This window comes from Mycolicibacter sp. MU0102, from assembly GCF_963378105.1.
In the GTDB taxonomy this organism is placed as follows: Bacteria; Actinomycetota; Actinomycetes; order Mycobacteriales; family Mycobacteriaceae; genus Mycobacterium; species Mycobacterium holstebronense.
Genome location: NZ_OY726398.1, coordinates 3,896,812 through 3,913,400, shown reverse-complemented (window position 1 = coordinate 3,913,400; position 16,589 = coordinate 3,896,812). Strand labels below are relative to the sequence as shown.

At 67.7% G+C, this 16,589-nt stretch carries 20 protein-coding genes; 11 read left to right on the top strand and 9 right to left on the bottom strand.

Going from position 1 to position 16,589, the window contains the following annotated elements:
- Nucleotides 1–16: 16 nt before the first annotated feature.
- The 4 genes from RCP37_RS18505 to purM are packed head-to-tail and all read left to right on the top strand — an operon-like array spanning nucleotide 17 to nucleotide 4,406.
- Entirely contained in the window at nucleotides 17–871 is an 855-nt protein-coding gene (locus tag RCP37_RS18505; RefSeq protein ID WP_308484437.1) for a TauD/TfdA dioxygenase family protein, read from the top strand.
- Nucleotides 872–894: 23 nt separating this feature from the next.
- On the top strand, nucleotides 895–2,037 hold the full coding sequence (locus tag RCP37_RS18500) for an acyl-CoA dehydrogenase family protein (RefSeq protein WP_308484436.1): 1,143 nt from the start codon (nucleotides 895–897) through the stop codon (nucleotides 2,035–2,037).
- Entirely contained in the window at nucleotides 2,034–3,263 is a 1,230-nt protein-coding gene (locus tag RCP37_RS18495; RefSeq protein ID WP_308484435.1) for an acyl-CoA dehydrogenase family protein, read from the top strand. The genes RCP37_RS18500 and RCP37_RS18495 overlap by 4 nt, the downstream gene beginning before the upstream one ends.
- A 57-nt stretch (nucleotides 3,264–3,320) precedes the next feature.
- Nucleotides 3,321–4,406 carry a phosphoribosylformylglycinamidine cyclo-ligase gene (purM, locus tag RCP37_RS18490; protein WP_308484434.1) on the top strand — a complete coding sequence of 362 codons (1,086 nt, stop codon included), beginning with the start codon at nucleotides 3,321–3,323 and terminating at the stop codon, nucleotides 4,404–4,406.
- 71 nt (nucleotides 4,407–4,477) lie between these two features.
- On the opposite strand, the gene RCP37_RS18485 is transcribed toward purM, so the two are convergent.
- Both RCP37_RS18485 and ygfZ read right to left on the bottom strand, forming a co-directional pair.
- Complete coding sequence (locus tag RCP37_RS18485; protein WP_081654520.1) at nucleotides 4,478–4,645, bottom strand: DUF3073 domain-containing protein; 168 nt, start codon at nucleotides 4,643–4,645, stop codon at nucleotides 4,478–4,480.
- Between the two features lie 135 nt (nucleotides 4,646–4,780).
- On the bottom strand, nucleotides 4,781–5,860 hold the full coding sequence (ygfZ, locus tag RCP37_RS18480; RefSeq protein WP_308484433.1) for a CAF17-like 4Fe-4S cluster assembly/insertion protein YgfZ: 1,080 nt from the start codon (nucleotides 5,858–5,860) through the stop codon (nucleotides 4,781–4,783).
- A gap of 35 nt (nucleotides 5,861–5,895) precedes the next feature.
- Between ygfZ and RCP37_RS18475 the strand changes: the two genes are divergently transcribed.
- Nucleotides 5,896–6,765 (top strand): aminodeoxychorismate lyase, encoded by an 870-nt coding sequence (locus RCP37_RS18475; protein ID WP_308484432.1) that lies wholly within the window; start codon nucleotides 5,896–5,898, stop codon nucleotides 6,763–6,765.
- Nucleotides 6,766–6,801: 36 nt separating this feature from the next.
- Here RCP37_RS18475 and RCP37_RS18470 read toward each other — a convergent pair whose 3' ends face one another.
- The 7 genes from RCP37_RS18470 to lmeA all read right to left on the bottom strand — a co-directional run bounded on the left by RCP37_RS18470 (nucleotide 6,802) and on the right by lmeA (nucleotide 10,635).
- Complete coding sequence (locus RCP37_RS18470; RefSeq protein WP_308484431.1) at nucleotides 6,802–7,476, bottom strand: heme-binding beta-barrel domain-containing protein; 675 nt, start codon at nucleotides 7,474–7,476, stop codon at nucleotides 6,802–6,804.
- A gap of 117 nt (nucleotides 7,477–7,593) precedes the next feature.
- Nucleotides 7,594–7,896, bottom strand: a complete 303-nt coding sequence (locus RCP37_RS18465; RefSeq protein WP_046286426.1) for a DUF1416 domain-containing protein — start codon at nucleotides 7,894–7,896, stop codon at nucleotides 7,594–7,596.
- 1 nt (nucleotide 7,897) lies between these two features.
- Nucleotides 7,898–8,731: a sulfurtransferase gene (locus RCP37_RS18460; protein WP_308484430.1), complete on the bottom strand. Its 834-nt coding sequence runs from the start codon at nucleotides 8,729–8,731 to the stop codon at nucleotides 7,898–7,900.
- A gap of 42 nt (nucleotides 8,732–8,773) precedes the next feature.
- Nucleotides 8,774–9,232 (bottom strand): DUF4395 domain-containing protein, encoded by a 459-nt coding sequence (locus RCP37_RS18455; protein WP_308484429.1) that lies wholly within the window; start codon nucleotides 9,230–9,232, stop codon nucleotides 8,774–8,776.
- Between the two features lie 91 nt (nucleotides 9,233–9,323).
- Complete coding sequence (locus RCP37_RS22205) at nucleotides 9,324–9,392, bottom strand: putative leader peptide (protein ID WP_350355359.1); 69 nt, start codon at nucleotides 9,390–9,392, stop codon at nucleotides 9,324–9,326.
- A 50-nt stretch (nucleotides 9,393–9,442) separates the two neighbouring features.
- Nucleotides 9,443–9,868, bottom strand: coding sequence for a thioredoxin family protein (locus RCP37_RS18450; protein WP_308484428.1), 426 nt, complete (start codon nucleotides 9,866–9,868; stop codon nucleotides 9,443–9,445).
- Nucleotides 9,865–10,635, bottom strand: coding sequence for a mannan chain length control protein LmeA (lmeA, locus tag RCP37_RS18445; RefSeq protein ID WP_308487146.1), 771 nt, complete (start codon nucleotides 10,633–10,635; stop codon nucleotides 9,865–9,867). Before lmeA ends, RCP37_RS18450 begins: the two co-directional genes overlap by 4 nt.
- Before the next feature lie 82 nt (nucleotides 10,636–10,717).
- Here lmeA and RCP37_RS18440 point away from each other — a divergent pair, with 82 nt between their 5' ends.
- From RCP37_RS18440 to pstB, 6 genes are all read left to right on the top strand, one after another.
- Nucleotides 10,718–11,488, top strand: a complete 771-nt coding sequence (locus RCP37_RS18440; protein ID WP_308484427.1) for a winged helix-turn-helix transcriptional regulator — start codon at nucleotides 10,718–10,720, stop codon at nucleotides 11,486–11,488.
- Nucleotides 11,485–12,396: a mycothiol synthase gene (mshD, locus tag RCP37_RS18435; protein WP_308484426.1), complete on the top strand. Its 912-nt coding sequence runs from the start codon at nucleotides 11,485–11,487 to the stop codon at nucleotides 12,394–12,396. Before RCP37_RS18440 ends, mshD begins: the two co-directional genes overlap by 4 nt.
- Before the next feature lie 111 nt (nucleotides 12,397–12,507).
- Nucleotides 12,508–13,626 carry a phosphate ABC transporter substrate-binding protein PstS gene (pstS, locus tag RCP37_RS18430; protein ID WP_308484425.1) on the top strand — a complete coding sequence of 373 codons (1,119 nt, stop codon included), beginning with the start codon at nucleotides 12,508–12,510 and terminating at the stop codon, nucleotides 13,624–13,626.
- Nucleotides 13,627–13,675: 49 nt separating this feature from the next.
- Complete coding sequence (gene pstC / locus RCP37_RS18425; protein WP_373693053.1) at nucleotides 13,676–14,656, top strand: phosphate ABC transporter permease subunit PstC; 981 nt, start codon at nucleotides 13,676–13,678, stop codon at nucleotides 14,654–14,656.
- Nucleotides 14,653–15,567, top strand: a complete 915-nt coding sequence (pstA, locus tag RCP37_RS18420) for a phosphate ABC transporter permease PstA (protein ID WP_046286419.1) — start codon at nucleotides 14,653–14,655, stop codon at nucleotides 15,565–15,567. The genes pstC and pstA overlap by 4 nt, the downstream gene beginning before the upstream one ends.
- Before the next feature lie 52 nt (nucleotides 15,568–15,619).
- Nucleotides 15,620–16,396, top strand: a complete 777-nt coding sequence (gene pstB / locus RCP37_RS18415; RefSeq protein WP_308484424.1) for a phosphate ABC transporter ATP-binding protein PstB — start codon at nucleotides 15,620–15,622, stop codon at nucleotides 16,394–16,396.
- The last annotated feature ends 193 nt before the right edge of the window (nucleotides 16,397–16,589 follow it).

Here is a 16,589-nt window from a genome sequence, read left to right as displayed (position 1 = left end):
CAGAAAGGACAGGTCGATGAGTCTGCTCACCATCAACAAGCTGACATCCTCGGTCGGTGCCGAGGTCCTCGGCATTGACCCGCGGCAGCTAGCTGCCGCGGAGGATCAGGCGAGTCTGGGCGCCGCGGTGCTCGAGGCGTTGGAAGACAACGGCGTTCTGGTCTTCCGGGGCTTGCGCATCGACCCCCGTGCCCAGGTCGCGTTCTGCGGCCGGCTGGGCAGTGTCGACTACTCCGCCGACGGCCATCACGAGGTCGCGGGCATCTACCCCGTCACGCTGAACCGGTCCAAGAACTCCTCGGCCAGCTACCTGCGTGCCACCTTCGACTGGCACATCGACGGGTGCACGCCGACCGGCGACGAATACCCGCAGAAAGCCACCGTGCTCTCGGCGGTGCAGGTAGCCGAGCGCGGCGGCGAGACCGAATTCGCCAGCTCGTACGCCGCCTACGACCTACTCACCGACGACGAGAAGCGGAGCTATGGCGCACTGCGCGTCGTCCACTCACTGGAGGCTTCCCAGCGGCGGGTCACCCCCGACCCGTCGCCGGAAGAGCTGGCCCGGTGGCGGGCCCGGCCCACCCACGAACATCCACTGGTGTGGACGCACCGCAACGGTCGCCGATCACTGGTGCTCGGTGCCTCCGCCGACTATGTCGTCGGCATGGATCTGGGCGAGGGGCGCGCCCTGCTGGACGAACTGCTGCAGCGCGCCACCGTGGCCGATCGGGTCTATCGTCACCGCTGGTCGGTGGGTGACACCGTCATCTGGGACAACCGTGGCGTCCTGCATCGGGCCGCCCCCTATGACCCGGATTCTCCCCGGGAAATGCTGCGCACCACGGTGCTCGGTGACGAGCCCATCCGGTGACTGCCGTTTTCGGAGGAGATGACATGACCGATGTGTCAACGGAGAGCGAGCTTTTCGTCGCCACGGCGCGCGCATTCCTGGACAAGACGGCGGCGCTGCGCGATTACCGCGACCTGCATGCGCGGGGCGGCTCCTACGATGCGGCGTGGTGGCGGCAGGCCGCCGATCTAGGCTGGGCCGGCCTACTGGTGCCCGAGGAGTTCGGCGGCGGCAGTGTGTCGGGCTGCGGCCTGCGCGATCTGGCCGCGATCGCCACCGAGATCGGGCGCACTGTGGCGCCCGGGCCGCTGTACCCGGTGAGCGTGGTCCTGGCCGGTCTGCTCGACGCCGACAACCGGGACGCGCATGCGCAGAGCATCGCGGCGTTGATCTCGGGGGAGATGGTGGCGACCTGGGCAGCCGACGAACCCGGTCGGGGCTTTCGTCCGCACCAGCCGGGCCTGACCGCAACCAGCATCGCCGGCGGCTACCGGCTCAACGGGGTCAAGGATCGGGTGGAGGCCGGAGACCGGGCAGACCTGGTGCTGATCGGCGCGCGCACCGACGACGGCGCGTTGCGCCAGTTCCTGGTCCGCACCGACAGCGCCGGAGTGCGGGTGACACCGCAGCCCGGCATCGATCTGGTGAAGCAGTACGCGCGCATCGAATTCAGTGATACCGAAATCGACCCATCCGCGGTGGTCGGCACCGCGACACAGACCGGTGCGCTCATCGACCGCCAGACCCAGGTCGCGATCGCGCTGGTGTGCGCCGAAACGGCCGGGATCTTGGACGCCGTCATGGCCATGACAGTCGCGTGGGCCCGCGACCGCTACAGCTTCGGCCGGCCGCTGGCGTCCTACCAGGCGATCAAACACCGACTCGCCGACATGACCATGTGGCTGCACGCCTGCCGCGCGATCACCGCCGGCGCCGTGGACAAGGTGGCCGCGCGTGATCCCGACGCCGCCATGTGGGCCGGCGCGGCCAAGTCCTATCTCGGTGAACATGCCGGCCGGCTGATTCAGGAGTGCGTCCAACTGCACGGCGGGATCGGCGTCACCTGGGAACACGACCTGCACCTGTATCTGCGCCGGGCCACCCTGTACCGGAATCTGCTCGGCACGCCCGCCGAACACCACCAGGCCATCTACGCGGCCGCCAGCAGCACGGAGCCCGCCGCATGAACGACATCACCGTTGAGGCCTTCGCCGCATCGGCGCGCGACTGGCTGGCCGCCAACATGCCGCGCCTGGACCCGCAGCGCCCCCCGCGCAACGGTCGCGACGACGACGGCGCCTGGCAGCGCGCACGCGAACTGCAACGACGGCTGCATGACGGCGGCTTCGCCGGGATCTGCTTCCCCCGCGAGTACGGCGGACTCGGCCTGGACCTGAGCTACCAGAAGGCCTTCGACGCCGTGTCAGCCGGCTACGAGATGCCGCTGATCCTCAACGTCCCCACCTTCACCATCTGCTGTGCCACCCTGCTCGACACCGGCAGTGAGGAACAGAAGCGCCGCCACATCAGCGCCGCGCTGCGCGGCGACGAGGTACTGGTGCAGCTGCTCTCGGAGCCCAGCGGCGGATCCGATCTGGCCGGCCTGATCACCCGCGCCGAGCGCGACGGCGACGACTGGGTGGTCAGTGGGGCCAAGACCTGGAGCACCAGTGCGTTTGCCGCCGACTTCGGGCTGCTGCTGGCCCGCACCGATTCGACGGTGCCCAAGCACGACGGGCTGACCATGTTCCTGGTGCCGATCGACGCGCCCGGCGTCACGCTGCGCCGCATCGAGCAGGTCGACGGCTCCAACGAGTTCTGCGAAGAGTTCTTCGACGGGTTGCGGCTCGGGCCCGACACGGTGGTCGGCGAGGTCAACAAGGGCTGGGACGTCGCGTCGCGGCTGCTTTACCACGAGCGTCGGGCCGTAGGGCAGGGTTCGGAGTTCGCCAGTGGGCGTGGCCCCGAGCGCACCGAGATGGCCGCCGGCGACTTCTTGACCCTGGCGCACGACGCCGGAACCGCGGACGACCCGCTGACCCAGGACCAGATCGGCCGGGTGCTGGCCCGGCGCATGGTTCGCGACAAGCTCATCGACTACGCCGGGCGTGGCATGCGCAGCGGTGAACTTCCGCCGGCCGCGGCCTCGATCATCCGGCTGTTCCATTCCGATGTGACCTACCTGGAAGTCGACACCGCTATGGCGGTCGCGGGTCCGTTGGCTGTGGTGGACGACGAGGCGCACCTGCTCAGAGCGGGCCGGCGGTATCTGTCCCGGCAGACCGTGGGCCTAGGTGGTGGCAGCGACGAGATGGCGCGCAACGTCATCGCCGAACGCGTTCTGGGCCTGCCTCGCGAGTACGCCGCCGACCGCGGCGTGCCGTTCAATCAGGTCCGCCATAACCGGCTCTGAGCCCGTAACGTCGAGCGCGATACCGTCCGCAGCCGGCGACCGGTAGCCTTTACCGCGATGACCTCAGCAGAATCAAGCTCCCAGGGCGTTACCTACGCATCGGCCGGAGTGGACATCGACGCCGGTGACCGGGCCGTCGAATTGTTCAAACCGTTGGCCGCCAAGGCCACCAGGCCGGAGGTGCGGGGTGGCCTCGGCGGCTTCGCCGGCCTGTTCGCCCTGCGCAACGACTACCGTGAGCCGCTGTTGGCGTCCTCCACCGACGGTGTGGGCACCAAGCTGGCGATCGCCCAGGCGCTGGACAAGCACGACACCGTCGGCATCGATCTGGTGGCCATGGTCGTCGACGACCTGGTGGTCTGCGGCGCCGAGCCGCTGTTCCTGCAGGACTACATCGCCGTCGGCCGCACCGTGCCCGAACGCGTCGCTGCGATCGTCTCCGGCATCGCCGAGGGGTGTGTGCAGGCCGGCTGCGCGCTGCTGGGCGGGGAGACCGCCGAGCACCCCGGCCTGATGGAACCCGATCACTACGACATCTCCGCGACCGGTGTCGGCGTGGTTGAGGCCGACGACGTGCTGGGCCCCGACCGGGTCCGCCCCGGTGACGTGCTGATCGCGATGGGCTCCTCGGGCCTGCACTCCAACGGCTACTCGTTGGCGCGGGCGGTGCTGCTGGACATCGACCGGATGAACCTGGCCGGCCACGTCGAGGAATTCGGCCGCACCCTCGGTGAGGAACTGCTGGAACCGACTCGCATCTACGCCAAGGACTGCCTGGCGCTGGCCGCCGAGACTCAGGTGCGGACGTTCTGCCACGTGACCGGTGGCGGCTTGGGCGGCAACCTGGCGCGGGTCATCCCAGATGGGCTGATCGCCGAGGTGGACCGTGGTACCTGGACTCCCGCTCCGGTGTTCGCGATGATCGCCCAGCGTGGACGGGTGAGCCGCGCGGAGATGGAGAAGACGTTCAACCTGGGTGTCGGAATGGTTGCCGTCGTCGCGCCGGAGGACACCGACCGCGCGCTGGCAATCCTGACTGCCCGCCACGTCGACTGCTGGCCGCTCGGCACAGTTGCCAAGCCGGGGAAGAACGCCGAACCGGGAGACGGGGCCAAGCTGGTCGGGGAACACCCGAGGTTCTAGGCCCTCGCGGGTCTGCCCAGCCCTGTCAGATCAGTCCAGCCCTAATCAGGGCCAGCGGTTACGCCTGGCGCTCAGCGGCGCCAGTCGTCGTCGCCGTTCCAGGAGTCGTCGCCCTCGGAGTCGTTGACCTCAGACCCGGCCAGCTCCCGCTGAAGCCGACTGAAATCGGTCGACGGTGAGCTGTATTTCAGATCCCGAGCAACCTTGGTCTGTTTCGCCTTAGCCCGGCCGCGGCCCATGGGGGACCCCCTCGCGCAATAACGGAGCGGCCCCACGTGCAGGCGGCTCCGATCTGAATGTGTTTATTGTCCTGCCGACAGCTTACCGTGCCGATCGCAGAGCTGCCGACCTGCCCTGTGCCGGTGTGACCACTATCAAAGTCGGCCCCGTAGCCGGTCAACCGCAAGCCGCCCCGCGCCACGCACATCCGGCGCCGGCATCGATTCGGGGTCGATCACCGCGCTGACCTCGGAGTCGGCACCGGTCAGCAGCGGGGTGTCGGCCGGGAGCCCGCGTTTGAGCAGCGCCAGCGCGATCGGGCCCAGTTCGAAATGGTCCACCACCGTGCCCAGCCGGCCCACCGAGCGCCCGCCTGAGGTCACCGGATCTCCGGTTGAGGGCCGGTCCACCGAGCCATCCAGGTGCAGCAGCACCAGCATCCGCGGCGGTTTGCCCAGGTTATGCACCCGAGCTACGGTCTCCTGCCCGCTATAGCAGCCCTTGTCCAGGTGCACCGCGCCGATGCCGGGGCCACCGATCCAGTTCAGCTCGTGCGGGATGGTGCGCTCGTCGGTGTCCACGCCCAACCGTGGGCGCCGCGTGGCCACCCGGTCGGCTTCGTAGGCCCATATTCCCGCGGGCCGCACCCCGGCCCCGGTCAGCCGGCGCTGCCACTCGCTCTTCTCGGCGCGCGGCACCAGCAGTTCCAGCGCGTCGCGGCCGGGCGTTCGCCGGACGAAACCCCCGGCATCTCCGACCGGCACCGCCGTCGCCCCGAGCGGTGCGGCCAACCCCAACGCCTCGAGGACGGCCGGGGCATCCCCGCCGGGACCCAGCAGCGACAGCACCGCAAAGTCCGCCGGCTCGATGGCAACGTCGGCCCAGAACACCATCTTGCGCAGGTGTTCGATCAGGGGCGCGCCCCGCCACGGCTCGGTGTCGAGGAAGGTCCGTTCGCTGTGTTCGGTCTGGATCCAGTGATTCTGGATGTGGCCCTTGGCGTCCAAGGTCAGGTTCTCGGTGCTGGCGCCGTCAGGAAGATCGGCGACGTGCTGGGTGGACAGGCTGTGCAGCCACGTCTTGCGGTCCGCGCCGCTCAGCGCGAGCACCGCCCGGTGGGAGCGATCGACCAACACGGCCGCGGTTTCAGCGCTGCGCTGTTCGCCGAACGGGTCGCCGTAATGCCAGATGGCGCCCGCGTCGGGGCCGGAATCAGGTGCGGGGACGGCGGACACGGGTCAACTCTACGGAGCCGCTACGCTCACGGTCCATGGCACCGGAGGCCGATGTGGAAGACAGCGTCGTGACGATCGTCACCGTGGGCAGTGGGCTTGCCGCAGCCGGCTCGCCGCTATTGCACGCCGACGATCTGGCGGCGCTGCGCGGAGATGGGGTTTTCGAGACGCTGCTGGTGCGCGACGGCGCCGCCTGCCTGCTCGATGCTCACCTGGCGCGGCTGGCGCGCTCCGCCGAGCTGATGGACCTGCCGGCCCCTAACCTGGACGACTGGCGCCGCGCCGTCGACGAGGCGGTGCAGCAGTGGGCCGGAACGGGCGAGGGCGCGCTGCGAATGATCTACAGCCGGGGCCGAGAAACCGGTTCGGCACCAACCGCTTACGTGATGTTGACCCCGCTGCCGGAACGCATCGCGGCGGCCCGCCGTGAGGGCGTGGCGGTGATCACCTTGGACCGTGGTCTGTCGGCGCAGGGGCTGGAGCTGCCGTGGCTGCTGGCCGGCGCCAAGACGCTGTCCTATGCGGTGAACATGGCGGCGCTGCGGTACGCCGCGAAACAGGGCGCCGACGACGTCATCTTCATCAGTTCCGACGGCTACGTCTTGGAGGGGCCGCGCTCGACGGTGGTGCTGGTGGAACCCGGACGCCTCATTACCCCGCCGCTGTCGCACCCGATCTTGCGCGGTACCACCCAGGAGGCACTGTTCGACGTGGCTCGCGCCGCGGGCTACGAATGCGAATACGCCCCGCTGCGGCCGGCGGATCTCGCTGCGGCGCAAGATCTCTGGCTGGTGTCCAGCATCACCTTGGCTGCGCGGGTGCACACCTTGGACGGCCGGGCGCTGCAACCGCGGGTGTCCGAGCAGGAATTCGCTGGACTGGTCGACACCGCAATCGGCCACTGAAGGGAATGACCCTGCGGCAGAGTCAACGCAAGAAGATCAGCCGATGAAGCGGGACAACCGCGCCGACAGGTGCGGCACCAGTTCGCCGTCGGCGTTCACCCGCTCTTCGACGTAGGCCAGATCGCCGTCCTCGACGATCCCGTACAGCCGCTTGGCCCCGCCGATCAGGGCCCCCGATTTGCTGCGGGCCAGCGCATCGGTGACCAGCTCCCAGGAGGCCGGGCCGTGCGGGCGCCCGTAGAACAGCTCCACATAGCCGGTGGAGTGCGCCAGCAACAGTTCGATGGCCTGCGACTCGTCGGGGTCGTCCGGATCGTCCACGAACCGCCAGAAGCCGGTTTCGCGTAGGGCCGGTTGGCTGGACTCGTCGTCGGACAGCCGCCAGGACCGCGCTTCCCAGTTCAGGTAGTCGCCGCCGTCGTGGGACACCACGATCTGCTGACCGAACCGGTAGTCGCCCTGCGTACCGTGGCCCACGCCTTCACCACGCCATACCCCGACCAACGGCAGCAGCGCCAACAGGGCGTCGTGCAGGTTCGCACCTTCACGCAGGTTGGCGGTATCGGTGAACGGCAGGTCGTCAAAGACCGGAATGTTGCGTGCCGCCGTCTGCTTGGCACGCTCAGCGGCGGCAGCTACCGCGCGGTCGCCGGAACCCCGGTCGACCTGGCGCTCGCCGGCATCCGGCGTACCCCCGTCGGAGGCAGTCACATCTCGTCGGTAATCAGCCGATACAGCGTGTACAGCGCAAACCAGGTGATCAGGCCAGTAGCCGCCACCAGCATCAACTCGAAGAACAACACCACGGGGGGAGTCTATCGCGAGTCGTCAGGCGACTTTGATGTCGACCTCGTGGATGCCCGCCCCGGAGGGGGTCACCACGGCGTCGCCGTTACCGGCCGAGGACAGGGCGCGCACCCTCCAGGCGCCGGGCGCGGCGAAGAACCGGAAGTCACCGGTGGCCGAGGCCACGACCTCAGCGGTGAACTCGTCCGAGGAGTCCAGCAGTCGGACGAAGGCACCGCCGACGGACGCACCGGAGCTGTCCACCACGCGGCCGGTGATCACCGTCTCCTTCTCCAGGTCGACGTTGGCAGGCAGGGCGAGCCCTTGCTTGGGTCCAGAGCACATATCAGCTTCCCAATTCGATCGGGGCGCCCACCAGGGAGCCGTATTCCATCCAACTACCGTCGTAGTTCTTGACGTTGCGATGTCCGAGCAGCTCACGCAGCACGAACCAGGTGTGCGACGAGCGCTCACCGATACGGCAATAGGCGATGGTCTCCTTCTGACCATCCAGGCCGGCGTCGGCGTACAGCTTGGCCAGCTCCTCATCGGACTTGAAGGTGCCGTCCTCGTTGGCGGCACGACTCCACGGCACGTTGATCGCACTCGGGACGTGGCCGCGCTGCTGGCTCTGCTCCTGAGGCAGGTGCGCCGGAGCCAGGATCTTGCCGGAGAACTCCTCGGGGGAGCGCACGTCGACGAGGTTCTTGGTGTTGATCGCCGCGACCACCTCGTCGCGGCGGGCCCGCAAGGATTCGTCCAGCGGCTTGGCGGTGTAGGACGTGGCGGGTCGAGTGACGGTTTCGCTCGACAGCGGACGCCCGCCGAGCTCCCACTTCTTGCGGCCGCCGTCGAGCAGCTTGACGGACTGGTGTCCGTAGAGCTTGAAGTACCAGTAGGCGAAGGCGGCGAACCAGTTGTTGTTGCCCCCATAGAGGATCACGGTGTCGTCGTTGGCGACACCGCGTTCGGAGAGCAGCTTGGAGAACGCGGCCTCGTCGATGACGTCGCGGCGTACCGGGTCCTGCAGGTCCTTGCGCCAGTCCAGCCGGATTGCGCCCGGGATGTGATTGATGTCGTAGACGCTGGTGTCTTCGTCGACTTCGATGAACACCGTGTTGGGCGCGTCGAGATTGCTCTCAGCCCAGTCGGTGGAGACCAGGACGTCAGAGCGTGCCATGGTGGGAATCCTTTCCGGTGACTTCCAGGGGAATGCTGTGGGTTACGCGGTGTTCGGCCGCAGGCGTACGACGAGCGGGTAGAGCTGGCAGCCCAGACAGATGCCGAAGGCGGCGTTGAGGAAGGCCGCCGCCAGTGCAAAGGCCGTCGCGATCAGGCCGACTGCCGGGGCCAAAGCGAACCCGGCGACCCCGATCACGGCGAACACCAGGCCGACGAGCTGGGCGAAGCGCAGCGGCGCCACCGGCTCACGCTCGGTGACCGGCCCCAGCCGCGGTGCCACCAGCCGCGCGAACAGCAATCCGTAGGGGTGGCGGCGGGGGCCCAAGGTTGCGCCGATAGCGAAGACGACGGCTTGGGCGGCCAGCAAGGTGGCCGCACCGACCGGGCTGAACCCGGCGATGAGAAGGACGGCCACCAGTACGGCGGTGGTGATCCAGGCGGCGAACCGGGGGCCCCGGACGTCTACCTGTTGGGTTTGGGTGGTGTAGGTGTTCGACATAAATGCTCCCTGTTGTTGTCGTGGCGAGTGGCTGGTGGATGCATGCCACGGCTTCCCGGGCGGCTCCGATAGCGACGCGAAAACGCGCGTCTCAGCGACAACGACAACAACAGCAGCCCGCGGTGCGGCACAGGTCGACTGTGCGGCGCTTGGTGAGCACAAGCTCAAGGCGGGCGAACACGACGTTCAGACTACCCAACGTAGGGGCCGTCAAGCCAACAGAGGTTCCAGCGCAGAACGCAGGTCCGCCGACGTCGGGACGCCGGCGGCACGGTAGCGCTGGCGCCCGTCGGCGTCGAAGATCACGGTGGTCGGCAGCGACAGCACCGAGAACCTGCGCGCCGCATCGGGGTTGGCATCGATGTCGATTTCATGGTGGGCGACACCCCCGAGGTCATCGCAGACCTTCTCCACCACCCGGCGCACACCGGCGCACGGTCCGCACCACGGCGCCGAGAAATGCACCACTGCCGGGCGTCCCGGTTCCAGCCCCAAGAACGCGGCATCGGACGCGGCGGCGGCGTCGTCGCCAGTCCCGGAGTCGGGCAGCTGTCGCAACACACCGGCCCGTCGGTTCAGCCACCATCCGATCGCTCCAGCGAAGACCAGGGCGGCGAAGATCGCGACGATGCTCATCTCTGACGGAACTCCGGAAGGGTGACCGTCATTCCGTCGGCGATGCCCTCGATGATCACATCGGAGCCGCGGGCGCCCTGACTGGTCGGGATCAACCCGAACGGCAGCCGCTGCTGGGGCAGACTGCCGCGGAATGCGGTGAGCACCGCGGCGCGCTGCTCCTCGGGCACAGCCTGGTCGGCGGTGTCTGGGCCGGTTAGGACGCCGGTCGGGGTGATCACCAGTGTGCTGTGATCTTCCCCACCGATCGACAGATCCACGGCCACGCTCACCCGCTTGCCGAAACCCGCTGGCGTGCCGGTGAATACCAGCCCGTGGCTGCTGGAGATTCCGGACTCCGTGGTGCCGCCGGTGTTGTCATTGGTCTCGGCCGGCGGCGCCTCCACCATCAGGTCACGGATGCCCAGGTAGCGGCCCAAATGCACCGAGCCGATGATGATCCGGCTCTCCAGCCTGGCCACCGGGATCGGGGCGTCCGGCCGGAAGTGCCAAGTGGCTTCGGTCAAGTCGACCGAGTGCATGGTGGCCTCCAGCATCGACTTACCGATCATCGGCTGCTCGACGGCCGGGGCCTTGATCTCCACCTCGGTGTAGTGATCGCGGCGCGCCTGCGGCAGAAACGGGAAGCCCAGGATCGCCACGAACGGGTCCGCACGCAGGTCCGTGGCCCGCCGTACCGCCCGTGACAACTGGTACTCGGCGTAGACGCTTGCGCCGAAATCGACCCCGACGGCCACCAAGACCAGGGCCGCGATCGCGGCCGACATACCGATAAGCACCCTGCGCACTCGGTCATTCTGGCAGGTCGCACGCTATCGTTAGATCACCTGGGACGCTGGAGGGCCTCTATTGGAGCTACTGCTGTTGACCGCTGACCTACACCCCGACGGGGTGTTGCCGTCACTGTCCCTGCTTGCACACACCGTGCGGACAGCGGCGCCCGAGGTTTCTGCGCTGCTTGAGGCCGGTTCGGCCGAGGTGGTTCTGGTCGACGCGCGCACCGATCTGGCCGCGGCACGCGGACTGTGCCGGCTGCTGAGCGCCACTGCGGGATCGGTCCCGGTGGTCGCGATCGTGACCGAGGGCGGACTGGTGGCGGTCAATGCCGAGTGGGGTATCGACGAAATTCTGCTTCCGGGTACCGGACCCGCCGAGACCGACGCCCGGCTGCGGCTGCTGACCGGACGCCATGGCGCGCCGGCCGCCGAGCAGGCCTCGGGACAGACCAAGCTCGGCGAGCTGGTGATCGACGAGGGCACCTACACCGCAAGGTTGCGGGGCCGTCCGCTGGACCTGACCTACAAGGAGTTCGAGCTGCTGAAGTACCTCACCCAACACGTCGGCCGGGTCTTCACCCGGGCGCAGTTGTTGCAGGAGGTCTGGGGCTACGACTTCTTCGGCGGTACGCGCACCGTCGACGTGCACGTCCGGCGGTTGCGCGCCAAGCTCGGGCCGGAGTACGAGTCGCTGATCGGCACGGTCCGCAACGTCGGATACAAAGCGGTCCGGCCGGTGCGGGGCCACTCCGCGGCCGCATCCGGCGACGAGGGCGAGGACGACATGGTCGAGGACCTCGACGGCGCCGACGGCGGTGCGCCCGAGCCGCTGACCAGTCAGTGACCGCCCCGCAATGGCATGCCGCACTGACCGATGACCAGCAGCGGCAGATCCGCGAGCTGATCACCGCTGCCGGCCACCATGACGGCGTCGCCCCGGTAGGGGAGCAGGTAGTGCGGGAGCTCGCCGCTTCGCGCACCGAACATCTGGTCGCCGCCGACGGCGGGGCGGTGCTGGGCTATCTGAACCTGGCCGCGGGCTCCGAGGATGCCGTGCCGATGGCGGAGCTGGTGGTGGCGCCGCAGGCCCGGCGGCGCGGTATCGGGGCGACGATGGCCCGCGCCGCACTGGCCAAAACGGACGGTGGCACCCGGTTCTGGGCGCACGGCACCCTGCCCGCCGCCCGATCCACGGCCGAGGCGCTGGGGCTGGCCGCGGTCCGTGAGCTGCTGCAGATGCGCCGATCGCTGCACGACCTCCGCATCAACACGACGGTTCCGTCCGGGGTGACGATTCGCACCTATGCGGGTACGAGCGACGACGCCGAACTGCTGCGCGTCAACAACGCCGCGTTCTCCTGGCATCCCGAGCAGGGCGGCTGGACGGCCGAGGATCTGGCGCAGCGGCGCGCCGAGGCGTGGTTCGATCCGGCCGGACTGTTTCTGGCGTTCGACGGACCCGTGCTGCTGGGGTTTCACTGGACCAAGATTCACTCCGGCAAACCGGGCGCCGAACGCGCCGGCGAGGTCTACGTGGTGGGAGTCGATCCGGCCGCCCAGGGCCGCGGTCTGGGCCGGGTGCTGACCGAGATCGGCCTGGTCTACCTGGCGGACCGGCTTGCCGATGTCGAGGCGCCGATCGTGCTGCTTTACGTCGAGGCGGACAACACCGCGGCGTTGCGCACCTACGAGCAGTTGGGCTTTGTGGTGCACAGTGTCGACACCGCTTACGCCGCGCTGGATCAGCCTTGATGCGGCTCTGGAATCTATTCACCGCCCGTTCATCTGCCATGTGGCTGCCATCCATAAGTGCCGCATACGTTCCCGGAGAGATTTGAACCGGAAGCGAGAAAGCGAGAACTGATGAAACGCACAAAGGCGGGTCTTGCGCTGGTAGCGGCCGCGATGACCGGTCTGGCGCTCAGTGGCTGCGGCAGCGATGACAACACCGCAAGCCCGTCCGGCACCGGCACCACCTCCGGCAAAGCCGACTCCGCCGAGTGCGCCGGCAAGAACACGCTGACCGCTGAGGGATCGACTGCTCAGCAGAACGCGATAGCGGTGTTCAACCAGGTGTGGGGCAAAGAGTGCTCGGGCAAGAACCTGTCGTACAACCCGACCGGGTCGGGCGCCGGCCGCGAGCAGTTCATCGCCGGGCACGTCGACTTCGCCGGTTCGGACTCGCCGCTGAGCGAAGCGCAGGTCGCCGAGGCGGCCGACCGCTGCGGTCAGAACCCGGCATGGCATCTGCCGCTGGTGTTCGGGCCGGTCAGCATCGCCTACCACCTCGACGGGGTGGAGAACCTGGTCCTCAACGGTGACGTGCTTGCCCGGATCTTCAGCGGAGCCATCACCAGCTGGAACGACCCCGCGCTGGTGGCCCTCAACCCGGGCGTGGAACTCCCGCCGATCGCCATCACGCCGATCTACCGCTCGGACTCGTCGGGCACCACCGACAACTTCCAGAAGTACCTCAGCGCTGCAGCACCGCAGACCTGGACCAAGGGTGAAGGCAGCGAATTCCAGGGCGGCGTCGGCGAGGGCGCGCAGAAGTCGGCCGGGGTCGTGCAGGCGGTGCAGAGCACGCCCGGTGCCGTCGGCTACGTCGAGAAGGGCTTCGCCGACCAGGCCAACCTTCGGTCGGCGATGATCGACTCCGGCTCTGGAGTGGTCGCGGCCACCGACGAATCGGCCGGTGTCGCGATTCAGTCGGCCGGATTCGTTTCCCCGGACACCAACGACATGCGGTTGGACCTGAGGTCGCTTTACGGCACCAAGCAGGCCGCTGCGTACCCGCTAGTCTTGGTGACCTATGAGATCGTCTGCTCCAAGGGCTACGACCCCGACACGTCGGCGGCCGTGAAGTCCTTCCTGAGGACGGCCTCCACCAGCGGCCAGGACGAACTGTCGTCCGCCGGTTACGTCCGGCTGCCGGACCAGTTGAAACGGCGCTTGAGTGCCGCCATCGACGCGATCCAGTAGCCGCCGTGCCGCAAGCGATGAGGGGGTGTCAGGCATCGCCGACTCGTCTGTGTCCGCGCCTGCATCGACGTCGTCGGTGACCCCGACGGCGCTGCGTTCCACCGGCAGCCGCCTGCAAGACCGGCTGTTCCGCCTAGTCGCAGAAGGCTCCGGGGTGCTGATCATCGTGTTGATCAGCGCCGTCGGAGGCTTCCTGCTGCTGCGGGCGATACCGGCGCTGCAGCGCAACCGGGAGAACTTCTTCACCTACGGCGGCAGTTGGGTCACCACCAACACCTCTGCGATGCACTTCGGCATCGCAGAGATGCTGCAGGTGACGGTGTTCGTCTCGCTGTTCGCGCTGTTGCTGGCAATGCCGGTCGCGCTGGGCGTCGCGATCTATCTCGCCGAGTACGCGCCCCGGCGGCTCGTCGGGCTCTTGGGGTACATGGTCGAACTGCTGGCCGCCGTGCCGTCGATCATCTACGGAGCCTGGGGCCTGTATGTGCTGGCCCCGCAGTTGCGCGGCACCGCGTTATGGCTCAACGAACACCTCGGCGGGTTCTTCCTGTTCGCCGACGGCAACGCCTCGGTGGCGGGCGGCGGCACCATCTTCACCGGCGGAATCGTGCTGGCGGTGATGATCCTGCCGATCATCACCGCGGTCACCCGCGAGGTGCTGGCTCAGACGCCCCGCGGCCAGGTCGAGGCCGCCCTGGCGCTGGGCGCGACGCGCTGGGAGGTGGTCAAGATGGTGATGCTGCCGTTCGGTCGCTCCGGCTACATCAGCGCTGCGATGCTGGGCTTGGGTCGCGCGCTCGGTGAGACGGTCGCGTTGCTGATCATCCTGCGTTCCACCCAGAAGGCGTTCAACTGGTCGCTGTTCGACGGCGGTTCCACTTTCGCCACCAAGATCGCCGCCACCGCATCGGAATTCAACGATCAGTACAAGGCGGGCGCCTACATCGCAGCCGGTCTGGTGTTGTTCGTGCTGACGCTTGTCGTCAACGCGCTGGCGCGCGCCGCGATCACCCAGAAGGTGCATTCATGACCGCGTTGCTAGACCGGCCCGTCAAACTGCGCACGTTTGCGGGGGTCGGCCTGCGCCGCCGCGTGGCCAATTCGATTGCGACGGTGCTGGTCACCGCCGCGATGGCCTTGGCGTTGGTGCCCCTGGTGTGGGTGATGTACTCGGTGTTCGACTTCGGTTTCGGTGCCGTCAGCACCAGTTCCTGGTGGACCCACTCGCAGGCCGGCATGACGGCGTTCGTGGCCGGCGGCGGTGCCTACCATGCGATCATCGGGACCCTGCTGCAAGGACTGCTGTGCGCGGCCATCTCAATCCCGATCGGAATCTTCGTCGCGATCTATCTCGTCGAATACGGTGCCGGTACCCGATTGGGCAAGCTGGCGACGTTCATGGTCGACATCCTCACCGGGGTGCCGTCGATCGTTGCCGCGCTGTTTGTCTACGCGTTGTGGGTGGCCACCTTGGGATTTCACCGCTCCGGTTTCGCGGTGTCGCTGTCATTGGTGCTGCTGATGGTGCCGGTGATCGTGCGAGCCACCGAGGAGATGCTGCGGATCATTCCGATGGACCTGCGCGAAGCCAGCTACGCGTTGGGCGCACCCAAGTGGAAGACCATCACCAGCATCGTGATTCCGACGGCGCTGTCCGGCATCGTCACCGGAATACTGTTGGCGCTGGCCCGGGTGATGGGCGAGACCGCGCCGCTGTTGATCCTGGTCGGCTACTCGCAGGCGATCAATTTCGATATGTTCCACGGCTTCATGGGGTCGCTGCCGGGAATGATGTATGACCAGACATCGGCCGGGGCGGGCGCCAGCGCGGTGCCCACGGATCGCCTCTGGGGCGCTGCGCTGACGCTCATCCTGCTGATCGCGCTACTCAACGTGGCGGCCAGGTTCGGGGCACGCATCTTCGCTCCCAAGAAGTTCTAGACCGGTCTCGACAACCAGCGCGTAGCGATGGGCGAACAAGGAGAGCTGCACGGTGGCTAAAAGGTTGGACCTCACCGACCTCAACATCTTTTACGGGTCGTTTCACGCGGTGGCCGACGTGTCGCTGTCGGTCGCGCCGCGCAGTGTCACCGCGTTCATCGGTCCGTCCGGATGCGGCAAGTCGACGGTGCTGCGCACGCTCAACCGGATGCACGAGACCACTCCGGGTGCCCGCATCGAGGGCTCGGTGTTGCTCGACGGCGAGAACATCTACCGCCCCGGAATCGACCCGGTGGGGGTTCGCCAAGCCGTCGGAATGGTGTTTCAGCGCCCGAATCCCTTCCCCACCATGTCCATTCGTGACAACGTGGTGGCCGGCCTCAAACTGCAGGGAATCCGTAACCGCCGGGCGCTCGACGAAACCGCGGAGTTCTCCCTGCGCGGGGCGAACTTGTGGAACGAGGTCAAGGACCGGCTGGATAAGCCTGGCGGCGGGCTTTCCGGTGGTCAGCAGCAGCGGTTGTGTATCGCGCGGGCTATCGCGGTGCAACCCGACGTACTGTTGATGGATGAGCCCTGTTCGGCGTTGGATCCGATCTCGACGATGGCTATCGAAGAGCTGATCTCCCAGCTCAAGCAGGACTACACCATCGTCATCGTCACTCACAACATGCAGCAGGCGGCGCGGGTGAGTGATCAGACGGCGTTCTTCAACCTGGCCGATGTCGGCAAGCCCGGCCGGCTGATCGAGATCGACGGGACCGAGAAGATCTTCTCCAACCCGAGTTTCAAAGAGACCGAGGACTACATCTCCGGTCGATTCGGCTAGGCGATCGCGAGCGCAGGCGTCACGATCGGCGGCTTAACCGCCTGGGGCGTAACGTATTTCGGGTATCAGCTCACGGGCCTGCGCGGCGTGAGTTGCTGGTACGTCACCCGGATCTGGCGGTGATTGTCGCCGCCGCCGCCATCGGACCGTGGCGCTTCGAGGTATAGGCGGGCGGCGTCGATGCCGTTGTCCA